Source organism: Nostoc sp. TCL240-02 (assembly GCF_013343235.1).
In the GTDB taxonomy this organism is placed as follows: domain Bacteria; phylum Cyanobacteriota; class Cyanobacteriia; order Cyanobacteriales; family Nostocaceae; genus Nostoc.
The window spans coordinates 7,720,311-7,737,624 of sequence record NZ_CP040094.1; the positions used below are offsets into that span (position 1 = coordinate 7,720,311).

The following is a 17,314-nucleotide window of genomic DNA, read 5'->3' on the forward strand; positions in this document are numbered from 1 at the left end:
AAATTTATAAGTTTAGGATTATTAAACAATTAGTTTTATCTGGAAATTAAATTATGAAGTTATCGGGTGATGATTGTCAAAAATTAGTAAAAGCTATGCTCCAAGCTTATCCAAGTAAAAGTGATTTGGAGCAAATAGTAAGATTTGAGTTAAGTGAATCTTTAGATGAAATTGCCGCAGGTCAAACAACTAGAGAGATTATTTTTAATCTGATTACTTGGGCGGAAGCTAGAGGAAAATTAAAAATTTTACTGGAAGCAATTTGTCAAGATCGTCCTGAAAATTTTGAGTTACAAAAAACTGCTGAAGAATTGTTAAAAAAATTAAATCCTCTTACCAAAAAATCTCATAAGCAACAATTAAATGATCGAGAACAATTAATCGAAAATGTTAATAGTGAATTAATAGCTCGGTTTCAATATTCTCTCGATAGTATTAATCCCATCAATTTAAGAAAAGAAGAACAACCGCTTCAAGTCAAAAGGACTTATTATGTTGAAATCAAAGGAGCTAATCTTAGCAATCATTCCTTATCTCCTAATATTGATATTTTAGATATATTTAACGAAGAAAGAGTTAATGGCAGATTATTAATTTTAGGAAACCCTGGTTCTGGGAAAACTACAACTTTATTAGATTTAGCAAGAAAACTTCTGACTTTAGCAAAAGAAAACGAACAAAATCTTATTCCAGTTATTTTTAACTTAGCAGATTGGAAACCAGAAACACAAGATATTAATATTTTTATATCTATCTTACAAAAAAGGTTTCAGTTTATTCCCTGGTTCAAACTCTCAAAAATACAAGAAGATATTAACATTCAAGACTGGCTGATTGAACAACTTCAACAAAAGTATCTTGTTCCTCGTAAAATTGGGGTAGAATTTCTAAAGACAACGAATAATTTAGTTTTTCTTTTGGATGGTTTGGATGAGTTAGAACTTAAAAGACAGGAAAAGTGTATTTTAGCATTAAATCAGTTTTTTTCGATAAATAATCGAGGTGTTATTTGTTGTCGCCAGGAAGAATATGAGAGTTATCATCAGAAATTAACCTTAAATAGTGCAGTAAGTTTACAGGAGTTAACTAATCAACAAATAGAGAATTATTTAGCTGAATTAAACTTTGAATTTCTTTGGCAAGATATTCAAGGTGATGATAGTCTATTAGCTTTAGCTAAGTCTCCTTTATTATTAAGGATGATAGCTTTAGCTTATCGGAATATTTCTTTTGCAGATTGGCGTAGATGTGAAACTTCACAGGCACGATTAAACTATTTGTTTGATGCTTATACTGAGCGGATGTTGAATAGAGATTTGGGTAAAAGGTGGCAGTATAAATCCTATAGTCAACGGCAGACTAAAGAGTATTTAGCTTTTTTAGCACAAATTTTAAAACAAGAAGCGCGAACAGAATTTTTAATTGAAAATATCCAGCCAAATTGGTTAATTAATGAAAATCAAAAAAAAATTTATTCATTAGGACTGTATTTGACTCAAGGTGCTTTTGTGGGAACTTTTCTCGGATGCATTATAAATGGAATTATTTTTGTTTTATTTAAACAACAAAATTTTTTAGCAACTACTATCTCAATTATTGTGGGAATTATTTTCGCTTTATCCACTTATTTTAATTATCAAGAAGTTAAAGTTGCCTCTCCTATTAAGTTTTCTTTAAAAGGAATAATTGATCATACAATATTAGTAACATTAATATTTTTAGGAGTTTTCGGATATTTAATGGATGGATGGCTAGGCCTAAGAAATACGGTGATAATAGGAGCTATATCATGTATTGCTTTTTATACTTTTACTTCAGAAGCACAAATTACATCTACTGGAATGCAAACCGCTAATCAAGGGATTTATCAATCATTAAAAAATTCTATTTTAGTTTTCATAATAACTTGCTTTTTATATACTCTATTGTGGGTATTTTTAGGTAATAACTACAATATGATGGGATATGTAGTAACAAGCTTATCACTAGGAATATTTGCTGCAGATTGTTTCGGTTTATATGCAGTCATTAAACATAGCTTGTTACGTTTAATTTTATCGCAAGGAGGGTATATCCCCTATAACTATGCTAGGTTTTTAGATTATGCAACTACTCGTCTCTTTTTACAAAGAATTGGTGGACGCTATCGGTTTATGCATGACCTTTTACGAGAATATTTTGCTGGTAATTGGTCAAATAATAAATGTTTATATACTCTTAACCAACATACTCAACCAATCCAAAAAATTATTATTGATTCAAATGGTGATTTTTTTGTTAGTGCTAGTTATGATGGAACTATAAAAGTTTGGGATTTAGCAACTGGAAAACTATGCTATAATTTAACTAAACAACATTTAATGGATAATCCGGATGATACCGGATTAACAAGAATAGCAATCAGTTTTCAATTACAACAACTGATTAGCTGCCGTAATGATGGTATTATTAATATTCGAGATTTAAACAGTTTAGAATTAATATATTCTTTTCCCAAATATTCTGACTGTATTTGGAGAGTAGCCACTAGCTCAAACGGAAGAATTTTAGCGGTGGGGGCTGAAGATGGAAAAATATTTATTTATAATTTAGCACAACGAGAGCTTATACATACTTTATCTGGACATAATAAAGCTATTACATTTTTAGCATTTAGCCCAGATGGAAGTCTTCTTATTAGTGGTTATCTTTCAGGGATTAATATAAAAATTTGGGACATCACAACAGGTAAATTGAAATATACTTTACGAGGTAACTTAGGACGCTCTATTTTACAAACTCTGCGTCCTTGGCTTAATAAAATCAGTATTTCTAGGTCAGGAACAATATATGCTGTTACTTTTACACCCGATGGTGATACTTTAATTACTGGAAGTGCCGGAAATGGGATTGAATTTTGGCATCCTGAAACGAGACAAAAATTAAAACAATTAATCGGACAATCCAATTGGATCAATTCCCTTGTAGTGAGTCCTGATGGAGAAATGTTAGCAGGTGGAACAGGAGAAGGAGCGATTGAATTATGGCATATAAAAACTGGCAAATTATTAGCTAGTCTGCAAGGACATACAGATTCAGTAGAAAGTTTAATGTTTAGTCCCGATGGTCAAAGATTAGTGAGTGGTAGTGACGATAAAACAATTCGGATTTGGCAAATTGCTCCTATAGCAGAGCAAATTACCATATCATCAACTATTAAAACTCAATCTTCTTCGATTCCTTGGGCAAAAATTATCCCATTTTTAATGGTTATCTTAACTGCTATCTATGTCTTTTTTATTGTGTTCTTTACCCCTGTTATTCTTGAATCAGATCCAGTCGGAGCAATGTCCCCGACATTTCAATATGATGAATTAATTATTACAGATCGTCTTTCTTATAAATTTAAGCCACCTCAAAGAGGAGATGTGGTTATTTTCAATGAAACTCCTGGTATGATAAAAAATGGCCATCATAGTTATGGTGAATTTTATCGCCGAGTGCTTGGACTTCCGAGGGAATTAGTTAGAGTGAAGGATGGTAAAGTTTATATTGATAACAAAGAACTAAAAACTTTTAAAATTGCTAAAGATAGAAAAGAATTTATCAAACTTCCCAAAAATACCTATATGGTGATAGCCGATAATCCTAATTATAATAGCTCTGAACCTTCTTTAATCACCGTTGATCAAGATTATATTAAAGGTCGAGTAATTTATTGTTTATTTCCATGTCAACACTTTGAGGAAATTAAGTAAGGGTTATTTTAGATATCTTAGATATTGCACCTAACGCGATAAACACTGGATGCGTAAATTAAAGGTTGTTTGAAAAGTCTAACAGGTTGTAAAAAAGCTCTCTCAGTATAAGCTGTGAATAGATACAGCGCTTCCGGCTATTATACAATACAGTTTTCCTCTTGCCCCTCTCCTATCATAGCTTTCAGCTTTGATGATGTACCTCATAACCGCCGGAAGTGCTGTAATATACAGCACCAAGAGAGCAACATGAGTAAAGCATACCCCAGTAATCTGATCCGCACCCAATATGAATTTCCTAGTGAGATGATTCCAGAACCGAAACCTGGGGTTGGAAATGTGAAGTCGAATGGGATCTATTTATGATGAAAAGTTTAAATTTCGGTTCAAATTTGGGGACAACGGTATGAGAAGATACATCCTTGGCAAGCATTGCGGCTAATCCATTTAAATACCGAAGAAAAGCAAAGAACAAGAATAATGGCTCAAAACTTTCATGACAATTCCCAAGTTTCCTCAGAGATGTCAACTGCTATCAGTCGTACAGCAAAGCCAAGTTCTGAGTTCTACTCTATTTTTTCGGAAGAAGAAATTTTAGGAATCATCTTTGCTTTAGAAATCAGACGAGAAATCCCATTAAAGTATTCTTATAAAGGGAGAGGCGCAAAAATATGGGATGATTTTTACCAAAAATATATCATTCCTAGATGGTATCGAACATCTAATGTAGAAATTGAGCTTTTAAAGAATAACTTTAAATACTTTAATGACAAAATTCAAAATGGTAATAAAATCAATATAGTAGATGTTGGTGCAGGAAATTCCTATCCAGTTAAAGACTTTGTTCAAAGACTTAATAAGTTGGATAAAGTCAATAAATATGTTGCCTTAGATATTAGTGAAGAATTACTGAAATTATCAAAAAATAATTTTAAGAAATGGTTTCCTAAAGTTGAATTTATCAGTTCCACAATTGATATAGAAAATAATTTTGTCCCACAAACCTTATTTCAAAATAAAGCTGATCTTGAAATTGACAATACAGCAAAAATATTTTTACACTTAGGCGTTACTATTGGAAATCATCAAAATAGAGATGAGGTATTTAAAAACTTTAGAGAGAGCATGGGCAAAAATGATTTCTTAGTGTTCACTAATGAAATTGGCTCTAACTCTAAATGGGATGGAAACGTCAGAGGTGGCTGTAAGTATCACGTAGAAGAAATATATGGATGGGTTAAAAACAAGATTGGGATTGAATCTGAAGATTGTGAATTGGTGAGAAAGTATGATTTAAAAACCGATAGTATAGTTGCTAATATGAGATTCAATCATGATTACACTATAAATTTCAGTTGGATAGGTATAGATAAAAAGGTTGAAATCTCTGAAGGTGAAGAAATTACTATTTGGCGACATCATAAATATGAAATGCCTAAACTTTTGCAAGAACTAGAACGTTCTGGATTGCAACTTATTCAATATAGTACTGACAAGTACAAATCACATATCATGGTAATTTGTAAGGTTGCCAGTAACTAACCTTTTCAATTACACTTTGCGGTGTCTAGATTCCCGACTTTTTTGAGAAGTCGGGAATCTAACTTTTCACGAATGATTTACGACTGCTATAGATCCGATTATGGCAGATGGTATCAAATATTTCTGATGACACTAAAAAATCAGTTTGACTTGGTTTTTGCATCAATTAAATATACATCAAACGTGGTCTAGGTTGAGGAACTGAACGCCCTAAATCTTTAGCCGTTGCTATCCATTGCTGCATAACTAATTCTACATTATGTAGGGCTTCTTGATAAGTATCACCGTCAGCAGCACAGCCTGATAATTCTGGTACTTCAGCAATAAAGGCTTGATCTAATTCACTCCAGTAGAGAATAATTTCATACCGAAACATCATTTTTAGTTCCTAGCTTATACTTGAGAATCACTGCCCGAACTTGTTTAATTTGATAGCTTTTAGCTTTGCCTTTTTTATGTTGCAGGTTCAATATTTCTTCAACATCGGCTTTGACAAAAATACGATGATCGCCACGAATACGTTCTTGAAATCCTAGTGTATATAAGAGTTGCCACAGTTGGGCAAAAGGGATGTCTGTATCAGAAGTCCCAGAGAGAATTTTGTCTAAGAGTTTGTCTTGCTGACTCACGTTTTTCTGACTGCTTTAATGTTTCTATAGTCTCATATTTATTTAAAATCGGGGAATACAAAAGCAAATCTTTCTTTTTGCCCCTTGACTTATATGCGGCTCCACTGATTTCCTTCAAGAAAGGAAATCATAACTATTTGGATGTCGCAGATGCTTGATTTAAAGAGATGTTTTGCACTGAGTTTAAGGTTGTTAGCTCATTTTTGACTATTGTGAAGGTACATCATTTTGCTTGATAGTCATAGCTAGGTTATTTTTCTATAATGCGATCGCTTGTTTATAAAATAGAGAAATGCGATCGTATGCCAGACGCAACAAAAGGTATATCCTGGCAAACACGGTGTATTAAACCTAACCTATAACCCTTATACCCAGATTTACAAGTGATATAGGTAACTACAGAGGTCAAATTGTAAAGATTGCTCATATCATAATGCTGAGGTATAAATCCATCTCAGTCAAGGTTGAATATTGAGTAAGAAATATTACGCGAATATGAAGAACCGAATTCTAGGTGCAGCCGCATTTTTAACCACGATTAGTTTAACAACAAGCGTACAAGCAGCAAATTCTGCACATATTAGCCAATTATTGGCAACCAAGCAATGTCAAAACTGTGATTTGGCTAATGCAGGTTTAGTAATGGCTGACTTATCTGGAGCTAATTTAAGCGGGGCTAATCTCACAGGTGCTAACCTTAGCCGTGCAAATTTGAGCGGTGCAGATTTACGGGGTGCAAACTTGAGTGGCGCTAGTTTATTTGGTGTTAACTTGAGCGAAGCTAAATTTAGCGGTGCAAATTTGGCGGGTGCTGATTTGAGAAATACTTATCTAGCAAATGCAGAAATGAAGGGTGCTTACTTGAATGGTGCTAACTTCCAAGGTGCAGTTGGTATACCATCACAAATTGCTTCACCAGAAGAATTTTATGCTTTGGGTGTAGCGGAAGGTCAAAAAGGCAACCAACAGCAAGCAATCAGTTATTTTAATCAAGCGATCGCTATTAAACCAGAATATGCTGGTGCTTATTTAGCTCGTGGTGTCGCCCGTTACCAAATACTAGATAGACAAGGTGCATTCCAAGATGCCCAAATTGCTGAAAAATTGTTTACATCCCAAAACAATGCCCCTGGAACACAAACAGCCCAAGCCTTTATTAAAGAACTGCAAACACCGGTAAATGAGAAGGTAAGCGCTGGTAAACCTAGTTTCGTTGACTTTTTGGGAAGCCTCGGCTCAGTCTTGCTCCAGTTCTTCCCTTTCTGAGTGCTTTCTTTTTGCGGAGGAGAGTTGAAAGAATTCATAGCCAGTAAAGGTATTGTAATAAAAGCGATTACTGGATAAAACAAAAAATTTATATGACCTCAGTTTCTCCTCACAAAAAAGCCAAAGCCTTAAAACCTACCAGCCGCCGCCCTGCTAAAGAACTTTGTAGCGAGTGCGGACTATGCGATACATACTATATTCATTATGTCAAGGAAGCCTGCGCTTTTATTAATCAGCAAATAGGCGAACTAGAAGTTGAAACGCACACGCGATCGCGCCATCTCGACAACCCTGATGAGCTATACTTTGGTGTCCATCAAGACATGATGGCAGCGCGGAAACAGCAGCCCATCGAAGGCGCACAATGGACGGGTATTGTTAGCAGCATTGCCATTGAAATGCTTAATCGCGGCTTAGTTGAAGGTGTCGTCTGTGTGCAAAACACCAAAGAAGACCGCTTTCAACCCATGCCCATCATCGCCCGAACTCCAGAAGAAATACTAGCAGCGCGGGTAAATAAACCAACACTTTCCCCTAACCTTTCCGTATTGGAACAGATAGAAAAATCGGGGATGAAGCGGCTGTTGGTAATTGGTGTTGGTTGCCAAATCCAGGCATTACGAGCCGTAGAAAGACAACTGGGTTTAGAAAAGCTTTATGTTTTGGGTACACCCTGCGTAGATAATGTTAACCGCGCTGGACTACAAAAATTCTTAGAAACCACCAGCCGATCGCCAGAGACAGTTGTCCATTACGAATTCATGCAAGACTTCCGGGTTCACTTCAAACATGAGGATGGCTCATCAGAAACAGTGCCTTTCTTTGGTTTGAAGACCAACAAACTTAAAGATGTCTTTGCCCCATCCTGTATGAGTTGCTTTGATTACGTCAATTCCCTAGCTGATTTAGTTGTTGGCTACATGGGCGCACCCTTCGGCTGGCAATGGATTGTCGTTAGAAATGACACAGGTAAGGAAATGCTGGATTTGGTGAAAGACCAGTTAGATACTCAACCAGTTACGTCTAAAGGCGATCGCAAGGAAGCTGTACAGCAAAGTATTCCCGCTTACGATAAAGGCGTGACTCTCCCCATGTGGGCGGCGAAACTTATGGGTGTAGTTATCGAAAAAATCGGCCCCAAGGGTTTAGAATATGCGCGGTTTTCGATTGATTCTCACTTTACTCGGAATTATTTATATGTAAAGCGAAATCATCCAGAGAAATTAGAAGCGCACGTTCCAGAGTTTGCCAAGCGTATTGTTGGGCAATATAAGTTACCAGAATAAAAGTTGGGAATTGGGAATTGGGAAGAGACAAGGGAGAGGGGGGAGACAAGGAAGAAACCTGTTAAATAATTCCCCCTTGTCCCCTTGATAGATCGATACCACCCTCTTGTTTGCCTAAAAGGGTTTCCAAACCACCATCTAGCTTCTCAATTACTCTAGCTAAACCAGCCTCAGCGATCGCTTCCCTAGTTGCCTCATCATCCTGCATTTTAGGTAAATTCCCAAAGGCAACATTTTCGCGCACGGTAGTCGGAAAACGAGCGTAATCTTGCATAACTACATCAATCCGCGATCGCAAATCTTCTAACGGGAGCGATGCCTTCGGCGGGCTACGCCTACGCGCAGGGAAGTATATACAAAACTATTGATGTTAGCGATCGCATCACTTACCAAATTCACCAGCAATGAACCTGCAATACTGGAGAGTAGCAGAGGTTGAGAAAGTATCAAGGCGATCCGAGTAATTTCATCAATGATCGTCTTGTTGAGCCAAATAGCGATCGCTGGGCCTGCACCACCCAGTAATGTCAAAATTGCCACATAGCGTAGCTCCTTTGGAACTACTTGCATCACCGTTATTACACTGCGGCGAAATGCTTGGAATGGAGAAATTTCAATTATTTGCATATATTTTAAAGTAGCAAATAATAGCAAAATTCTCGGAGCGACGCTGTGATCTGAATTTCAATCAGTAGGGAGCGATGCCTGCGGCGGGCTACGCCTACGCACTGGTATCAAGTTACTAGCAGATATGAGCGTAAGCGCCACTTATGTAAGTGCAATAAAATTTTGAGAATTGGGCGATAGTTTTCCGAAATTGATAATCTAAGTTTGGTAGTAATTACCAGAACACTAATTTATAAATAACTTCTATAACTAGCCTTGGGGGAATATGACCCCAAAAAAACCTGGTCTTCGCGATCGGGTTTTTTGGCATAGATAAGTTAATGACAATCAGAAGCAAAACCAAACTTTAAGTTGCTTGTGACCGAATCATCCACACCAAAATACCTAAGATTTGTTCTACTGGGGGGATTAAGTATTCAGTTAAATCAATAGTAACAGTGCTTTCCTCGTATTCCATCAAGCAAGCCAACAATGCTTGGTAACACAAATTTTTATTTCTCTCTTTTCCTTCTTCATTTGCGCTCTTTGCGCCCTACCCTGCGGGTTCGCTGAAAGCGTTCTCGTAAGAGTAGCCGCTCCGCGTCTATGCGGTTCGTTCCTTTACCCCTCTTTGCACTGTAAAGAGGGGTTGGGGGCGAGATTACGCTGGATAAATCCGCAATCTTCTATTTGGTTCTTCGCCAAAACTATGCGACTTGAGGCGATAATGTTCTACCAACTCATGTTGCATTTTGCGGACTTGCGGAGAACGTGGTAATAACTCCACTGGCTGTCCTTTCGGAATCACAATTTGCTCGACAGCAAGTCTAGCTTCTTCCAAGGCATCCATCTCATCATCGCTACCACTGTGCAAAAACAGTTGCAGTTCTAAATCATCGGTCATTTCTGGATCATCCATGTTCAGCAACCGCCGCAAGCCACGGGTAATTTGCGGAATGGTGCTGGATTTAATCATGTGGATGGGGACATGACGAGCTTTGGCCATTTGGCGTAATTTGGCGTGGTTCTTGACGTGCGATCGCAGTGCTAAAATTGCATCTGCACTATCTATATCTTTTGTCAATACTACGGGTAACGTTAGCACGCTAATTACCTGTTCTAGTTGGTGGCGGCTAACGCCATAAGGGTAAACGTGCAGTGGCAAATCTTCACCATTTGGCCCTGGCACTCTTGTAGCAGCATCTAAATCAATGCTCTCAGAATAATTGAAGGATTCATCTAGCAATCGATCAAACTCACTACGTCCAGTCACCCGTTCTACAGGCAATTGCGGCAGTGCAATCATTTGTCCAGAAGAACGCCAGCCATTAGACGGTCGCGCCGGTGGGAAAGATTCTTCCACTGTCCCTAACTGTCCACCGCGACCGTTGACAACAGCTAACTGCCTTGTTACCGCAACTTTGCCGTGGTCATCAACGGTTCTCGTTTGTGGGGTAGCCTGACGACCACGCAGCAGATTATCTACTGTGTCAGCAACACTTTCGTGTACTACCCAGCGTTGGCGTTCCAACATTTCCACAGCAATTTCAAAGGTAGGAGGGGCTTTCCGCTCCAAAACAGTCTTTTGAGAGCCTCGCCGTCTGGCTTCGTCGTCTCCCAGCGTCACAGCTTGGATACCCCCAACTAAATCAGCCAAGGTAGGGTTTTTAATCAGATTTTCGATCTGATTCCCGTGGGCAGTACCTACCAACTGTACGCCCCGTTCAGCAATAGTACGAGCCGCTAAAGCTTCCAGTTCCGTGCCAATTTCATCAATGACAATGACTTCTGGCATGTGGTTTTCCACTGCCTCAATCATCACCTGATGCTGTTGTTCTGGATGAGCCACTTGCATCCGCCGAGCGCGACCAATGGCGGGGTGGGCAACATCACCATCTCCAGCGATTTCGTTGGAGGTGTCAATAATCACCACTCGCTTATGCAGGTCATCTGCCAAAACACGGGCAATTTCCCGTAAGGCGGTAGTTTTGCCCACACCTGGACGACCGAGCATGAGAATCGATTTACCAGTTTCTACCAAATCGCGGATCATGCCAATGGTTCCGAATACCGCCCGACCAACGCGACAGGTCAAGCCAATAATCTTACCAGTACGGTTGCGGATCGCACTGATCCGATGCAAAGTTTGCTCAATTCCTGCTCGATTATCTCCGCCAAAAATTCCGACTCGTTGAATGCAATCATCTATCTGTTCTTGAGTAACGGGTATTTCGCTCAGATACTCAGCTTGATTAGGAAAGCGAGCCTCTGGGCGACGACCCAAATCCAAGACCACTTCTACTAAACTATCTCGTTTGGGATGATTCTCTAGTACTTGTTGCAGGTCTTGGGGCAAAATGTCTAATAACTTTTGGAGATCGTCTGTAATCGTCATGCTTTCTATGGTGACGGAAACAACAGTAAATCGATACTTTCAGCTTCTAACTGTTCTCAAGCGCTCATTCAATGCTCAAACCTCCTACCTTGACTATACAAACATAAATTAAACATGAATTACAGTACTATCTAGGACTAAGTAATTATGCTTAACTAATGCTCACTTTCCCTTCTCTGCCGTGACTTAATCTGGGAAACGAGAGAATGGGCAAGTTCTACAGCTTGCCAAAGTAATACTTCATCTTCTTCTAGGCGAATAGTTGCTCTCACATTGGTGTTAGTTACCTCCTTATTCTCTAACTTTTCGAGAATTGCTGACAGCAGTACACGGGCATAGCTACCGTAGGCGACCCCGGAAATGGAGGAGGGGAGGCAGGGGGCGGGGGGCAGAGGAGAAGAAATTTTCCCCCTGCTCTTTACTCCCTGCCCCTCTGCCTCTTTGAGTAGTCCCATTGTCTTTAACTTAGCAACGGTATAGCTATTTGTGCCGCCTGCTAACTGCACATATCCCGGTAATTTCGCTGCCAAAACTTTTTGCCCTAATTTCACTGCGGCTATTGTCGTGCCATCGCCAATATCGCCACTCATAGAACGACCGTCTGTTTGCCAAATTAAAGCACTTTTGAGTGGGGCAATCAGGTCATATACTGCTCTTAGGTAATCAGTCATCCCCTCGCCATCGGGACAGCTGATAGCTAGTACTTTTAATTGATCGGCCCACGGTGAAATTGCCTGCCATAATCGCTGAAATTCTGCCAACCGCCCTACTTGTGTATGGATTTCTACGGCATCTACTCCTGTTGACATTACTAATGGCGCGATCGCTCCTGGCGTTGTCACGTATGAAGCTGTATAAATTATACCATAAGGACAAATTGGGATGCAACGACCGCAGCCATAACATTTTTCGGATACTACTCCTGAAAAATCTTCTTTGATATTGTCAAATACGATTGCTTGTGCCGGACAAATCCGTTCACAGGGTCTAGGGCAGTCTCTAGGACACTCATGAGGATTAAATTCTGCTTTGCGAAAATGGGGGTCTTCTCCATCGTTTAGGCTGACCATTAAAAAGGGTAAGTTGCCTTTGTAGTCAAAGCCTCGCTGTTGGGCATCTTTAGCTAGAGTTTTAGCTACTTGTAGCCCTGCTTGCGCTGCTGCAATCACTGCTGGATCAGCTGCAACATCTATGCAGTCAGCGCCCGCCAAAGTATAGGCTAAGGTTAAATTTCTGACTGCCGGCAAATGCTGAAAGCTGGCTCCGCAGATCAGCTTGAACCAGTTACCTTGTTTGAGGGATTGTAAAGGGACGAACAGATCAGTCACATTTCTATTATGCGTTTATGCGACTAAAAATAGTCGTTTGCGATCAAGAAAAAGTACGGATTTCTTGAATTTGGGATTAGGGATTGGGGATTAGGGACTGGGGACTGGGGATTGGGTATTATTGGTTATTAATTCTTTTTCACCCACTCCCGCAGCTTTTTAGGAGGCTGAGATACATGGCAGTCAATGCAATAACTATATGTTTTGTAGAAGACTCTGCTGAAGACAGGGCTTTGTATCGACGCTTCCTAGAGCGGGACGATCGCTACACTTATAATATTTATGAGTTTGAGTTGGGAAATAAGGCGCTACAAGCTTGCCAAGGGAAAATACCGGATGTAATTTTGTTGGACTACCGATTACCAGATTTAGATGGGCTGGAATTTTTCACTAAGCTACAAAGGCAAACTTCCAGCAGCCAAATTTCAGTAATCATGGTGACTGGACAGGGAAACGAAACGATCGCAGTCCAAGCTATAAAGAGTGGGGTTCATGATTATCTAGTTAAAGGAAAACTGACCCAAGAAAATTTTTGCCGAATGATTCATGGGGCGATCAAGCACAAGCAGCTAAAACAGCAGCAGGAACAACAACACCTAGTAGGAGCGATCGCTCTGCATATCCGCAAATCTTTGCACCTTCAAGACATTCTTACTACTAGTGTTCAACAAGTTCGCCAGTTATTGGGTGCTGATCGGGTACTGGTGTATCAATTCACTCCCCTTATGCAGGGTTGTATCGTATCAGAGTCAGTCTTACCTGAATGGAAATCAAGCTTGGGACTAGAGATTGAAGATACTTGTTTTCAAGAAAGCCAGGGGGAAAAATATCGCCAAGGAAAAATTTGGACAACTACGAACATCTACGAAGCGGGTTTAAGTGAGTGCCATCTGCAATTATTAGAACAATTTCAGGTAAAGGCGAATTTAATTGTCCCCATTCTGGTAGAAAACATAGCGACTTCAGCAGTTGAACTCTGGGGGCTATTTATTGTGCATCAATGTTCTGCTCCCCGGCAATGGCAGGCATTTGAGGTGGAATTGCTCAACCAACTGACGGTACAACTAGCGATCGCCATTCAACAAGCCGAACTTTATCACAACCTCCAAATCTTCAACACTGAGTTAGAAGCAAAAGTACAAGAACGCACTGCCAAATTGCAAGAAAGCGATCGCCGATTCCGCGCTATCTTTAACAACACTTTTCAATTCACAGGACTGCTAACGCCATCTGGCATTTTACTAGAGACTAACCAGACGGCGCTAAGTTTTGGCGGACTTCAGCTTGAAGATGTGATCAATCGCCCTTTTTGGGAAGCACACTGGTGGACAATTTCACCACAAACTCAAGAAGAATTAAAACAAGCGATCGCTCATGCTGCAAAAGGAAAGTTTGTCCGCTATGAAGTTGATGTTCTAGGTGCAAATAACCGAGTAGCAACAATCGATTTTTCATTGCGTCCGCTACAAGATGAGACAGGTAAAGTCGTTTTGTTGATTCCAGAAGGGCGAGATATTACTGAACGCAAACAAACAGAACTTGCCCTGCATGAGCGTAAAGTGATGTTGCACTTGATTGGAGATAATTTGTCCAATGGTGCAGTTTATCGGGTGATCCGCGAACTGGATGGGAGCGATCGCTTTTCCTACCTCAGTGGGGGGATTGAAAGACTAATGGAAGTCAAAGTAGAAGATGCACTTAGAGATTCATCTCTGCTTTATCGGCAGTTTATCCCAGAGGATATTCCCCGTCTAGAGGAAGCCGTTGAAGAGTCTCGGCTAAATCTCTCTGTGTTTGATATTCAACTACGAATCCGAACGGCTAGCGGTCAACTCAAATGGTTCCATTTTCGTTCTACACCACGCCAGTTGCAGGATGGGCGCGTGGCTTGGGATGGACTAGTGGTGGATGTCACCGACCTCAAAAACAGTGAAGAAACCTTACGCAAAAGTCAAGCTCTGCTAGAAGAATCACAGCGAGTTGCTCGCCTTGGTAATTGGGAGTTTGACCTTAGCAGTGGCAAAATTACCTGGTCAAAGGGGCTTTTTGATCTCTTCAATCGAGAACCCGCACTTCTTGAACCAAGCTATGAAGAAAATCTGCAATTGTATCACCCTGAAGATGGGCAGAAATTGCACCAAGCTGTTGAGCGGGCGATCGCCACTGGTGAGTCCTACAAACAAATTCTCCGTGTCCCCCAGAATGGCTCTAATCGCTATTTTGAGGGCATTGGATATGCAGAATTCAACGCCGATGGAGAAGTGATTCGCCTTTATGGTACTGCCCAAGATGTCACCGAACGAGAAATTGCGCTACGCGATCGCCAAAAAGCGGAAGAAACTCTGCGCCAAAGTGAAGAAAGACTACAATTAGCACTTGAAGCTTCTGGGGATGGTTTGTGGGACTGGAATATTCTCACTAGAGAAGTGTATTACAGCCGCCGCTATTTAGAAATGCTCGGATACAGCTTTGATGAACTTCCACAAGATTGGAGTACTTGGAAGCGACTAGTTCATCTAGACGATCTACCTTGGGTTGAGGAAATTTTAGCAGCCCACCTCAATGATAGTTCAGTACCCTACAAATTTGACTATCGACTCAGAACTAAGTCTGGCGAATGGAAATGGATTGCCAACTACGGTAAGGTTGTCATCCGAGATGAAGAGGGTAATCCTTTGCGGATAAGTGGTACTCATCGGGATATTAGCCATGTCTACGACGAGCTTCGCTTACGCAAACAAACCGAAGCTGCCTTAACTAGAAGTGAAGAACAACTCAGGCTAACCTTAGAATTTAACCACATCGGTATTTGGGATTGGAATGTTGAAACAGGCGAAGTTATCTGGAACGACAACCATTTTCGTTTGTTAGGTTTAGAGCCAGAAACATCAGCAAGCTATCAGCGATGGCGCAATTGTGTTCATCTAGAGGATGTTGACCGAATTGAACAGGCTGTATTAAATGCGTTGGCAGAACATACTAATTTTGAAGATGAATATCGAGTAATTTACCCCGATGGCAGTGTTCACTGGCTCATCGGCAAAGGACGCGGCATTCACAACGAAGCAGGCGACCCTGTGCGGATGCTGGGCGTTATTATTGATATTAGCGATCGCAAAATTTTGGAGCGAGAACTAGCTCACAAGCAAAAGTTACTGGATACCTTCATCAATAGCGCACCCGTTGGGATAACCATTATAGATCTGGATCTGCGTTTCTTATTGATTAATGAAGCATTAGCAGAAATTAATGGCATTCCCGCAGCAGCGCATATTGGCAAAACACTGGGGGAGATTGTCCCCGATTTGACACCAAAGCTGGAGCAGGTGTTGCACCATGTTTCGACAACGGGTGAACCGATTCTGGATTTGGAAATCACTGGAGAAACCCCAAAACTTCCAGGTGTCATCAGGACTTGGCTAGCCTCTTATTTTCCGATTCAGTCTGAAGCCGATCAACCCATTAGTATGGGCATTGTTGTAGTTGAAATCAGCGATCGCAAACGTGCCGAGCAAATGTTAGAGTTGCAAGCGGTAATTACCCGCAACATGGCAGAAGGAATTTGCCTAGTTCGTGCTACAGATGGTGTGTTCGTCTACACCAATCCTAAATTTGAGCAGATGTTTGGCTATGAACCCGATGAATTAACTGGTCAGCATGTGTCGATTGTGAACTATGGAGATGAAGATACTACACCTGAAGAAGTGAATCAGGCAATTAGGACTGCTATCTTGCAACATGGTGAAGCTACTTATGAAGTTCATAATGTTAAGAAAGATGGCACCCCATTCTGGTGTAGGTCAAACGCTTCCATCTTTAGGCATCCTGAGTATGGAAGCGTCATTGTCGCTGTCCACCAAGATATCACCGAGCATAAGCAAGCAGAGGAAAAACTCATAGCCTCTCTTAAAGAAAAAGAAGTATTACTTAAAGAAATTCACCATCGGGTGAAGAACAATTTAGGAATTGTCAGCAGTTTGCTGCAAATGCAGTGCAGACGTACACAAGATCCTGTCGTGACAGCTATTTTACGCGATAGCCAAAACCGCATTGCCTCCATTGCCCTAGTTCATGAAAAACTATACCGTTCTGAAGACCTCTCTGATATTGATTTTGCTCAATACATCCCAGATTTAACAACTCATTTATTCGATTCATATAACGTTAGTTCCAGCCAAATTCAACTAAAGATTCAAGTTGATGATGCTAGCCTTGACATCGAAACCGCTATTCCTTGCGGCTTGATTATCAACGAACTGGTTTCCAATGCTTTGAAATATGCCTTTGTTGGTAAAATTAGAGGAGAAATTGAAGTTAAGTTTTATCAAAAAGCAGAGTCTAATTTGATACTAATTATTCGAGATAATGGCATTGGTTTACCTGAAAATTTTGATAGCAAGAAAGCTAAAACACTGGGCATAACCCTTGTCCAAGGCTTAGTCAAACAGTTAAGAGGAAAACTCGAAATTGAATCTCACCAGGGAACACAGTTCAAAATTACTTTTACAAACAGCCGGATATAAAA

Annotated in this window: 12 protein-coding genes; 5 read left to right on the forward strand and 7 right to left on the reverse strand. The window is 40.1% G+C overall.

Translation table 11 applies throughout. From position 1 onward, the window contains the following. Nucleotides 1-53: 53 nt before the first annotated feature. A complete protein-coding gene (gene lepB / locus FBB35_RS33135) occupies nucleotides 54-3,737 on the forward strand; it encodes a signal peptidase I (RefSeq protein WP_174713361.1) in 3,684 nt (1,227 codons plus the stop codon). Between the two features lie 480 nt (nucleotides 3,738-4,217). Continuing rightward, nucleotides 4,218-5,279 (forward strand): L-histidine N(alpha)-methyltransferase, encoded by a 1,062-nt coding sequence (locus FBB35_RS33140; RefSeq protein WP_174713362.1) that lies wholly within the window; start codon nucleotides 4,218-4,220, stop codon nucleotides 5,277-5,279. A 166-nt stretch (nucleotides 5,280-5,445) separates the two neighbouring features. On the opposite strand, the gene FBB35_RS33145 is transcribed toward FBB35_RS33140, so the two are convergent. Together FBB35_RS33145 and FBB35_RS33150 are read right to left on the reverse strand one after the other, a co-directional pair. Further along, nucleotides 5,446-5,658: a type II toxin-antitoxin system HicB family antitoxin gene (locus tag FBB35_RS33145; protein ID WP_174713363.1), complete on the reverse strand. Its 213-nt coding sequence runs from the start codon at nucleotides 5,656-5,658 to the stop codon at nucleotides 5,446-5,448. Continuing rightward, nucleotides 5,642-5,908 carry a type II toxin-antitoxin system HicA family toxin gene (locus FBB35_RS33150; protein ID WP_174713364.1) on the reverse strand — a complete coding sequence of 89 codons (267 nt, stop codon included), beginning with the start codon at nucleotides 5,906-5,908 and terminating at the stop codon, nucleotides 5,642-5,644. Before FBB35_RS33150 ends, FBB35_RS33145 begins: the two co-directional genes overlap by 17 nt. A 495-nt stretch (nucleotides 5,909-6,403) precedes the next feature. On the opposite strand from FBB35_RS33150, the gene FBB35_RS33155 reads away from it, so the two are divergent. Then, complete coding sequence (locus tag FBB35_RS33155) at nucleotides 6,404-7,174, forward strand: pentapeptide repeat-containing protein (protein WP_174713365.1); 771 nt, start codon at nucleotides 6,404-6,406, stop codon at nucleotides 7,172-7,174. Nucleotides 7,175-7,266: 92 nt separating this feature from the next. After that, nucleotides 7,267-8,460, forward strand: coding sequence for a Coenzyme F420 hydrogenase/dehydrogenase, beta subunit C-terminal domain (locus tag FBB35_RS33160; protein WP_174713366.1), 1,194 nt, complete (start codon nucleotides 7,267-7,269; stop codon nucleotides 8,458-8,460). A 61-nt stretch (nucleotides 8,461-8,521) separates the two neighbouring features. On the opposite strand, the gene FBB35_RS33165 is transcribed toward FBB35_RS33160, so the two are convergent. From FBB35_RS33165 to ldpA, 5 genes are all read right to left on the reverse strand, one after another. Continuing rightward, complete coding sequence (locus tag FBB35_RS33165) at nucleotides 8,522-8,734, reverse strand: ABC transporter ATP-binding protein (protein ID WP_174713367.1); 213 nt, start codon at nucleotides 8,732-8,734, stop codon at nucleotides 8,522-8,524. Nucleotides 8,735-8,763: 29 nt separating this feature from the next. Next, a complete protein-coding gene (locus FBB35_RS33170; RefSeq protein WP_174713368.1) occupies nucleotides 8,764-9,087 on the reverse strand; it encodes a hypothetical protein in 324 nt (107 codons plus the stop codon). 346 nt (nucleotides 9,088-9,433) lie between these two features. Then, nucleotides 9,434-9,574, reverse strand: coding sequence for a hypothetical protein (locus FBB35_RS33175; protein ID WP_174713369.1), 141 nt, complete (start codon nucleotides 9,572-9,574; stop codon nucleotides 9,434-9,436). 153 nt (nucleotides 9,575-9,727) lie between these two features. Then, nucleotides 9,728-11,461, reverse strand: a complete 1,734-nt coding sequence (locus FBB35_RS33180; protein ID WP_174713370.1) for a R3H domain-containing nucleic acid-binding protein — start codon at nucleotides 11,459-11,461, stop codon at nucleotides 9,728-9,730. 155 nt (nucleotides 11,462-11,616) lie between these two features. After that, the gene (gene ldpA, locus FBB35_RS33185) at nucleotides 11,617-12,789 is read right to left on the reverse strand and encodes a circadian clock protein LdpA (RefSeq protein WP_174713371.1); all 1,173 of its coding nucleotides are present in this window, start codon (nucleotides 12,787-12,789) and stop codon (nucleotides 11,617-11,619) included. Nucleotides 12,790-12,965: 176 nt separating this feature from the next. On the opposite strand from ldpA, the gene FBB35_RS33190 reads away from it, so the two are divergent. Further along, complete coding sequence (locus FBB35_RS33190) at nucleotides 12,966-17,312, forward strand: PAS domain-containing protein (RefSeq protein WP_174713372.1); 4,347 nt, start codon at nucleotides 12,966-12,968, stop codon at nucleotides 17,310-17,312. The last annotated feature ends 2 nt before the right edge of the window (nucleotides 17,313-17,314 follow it).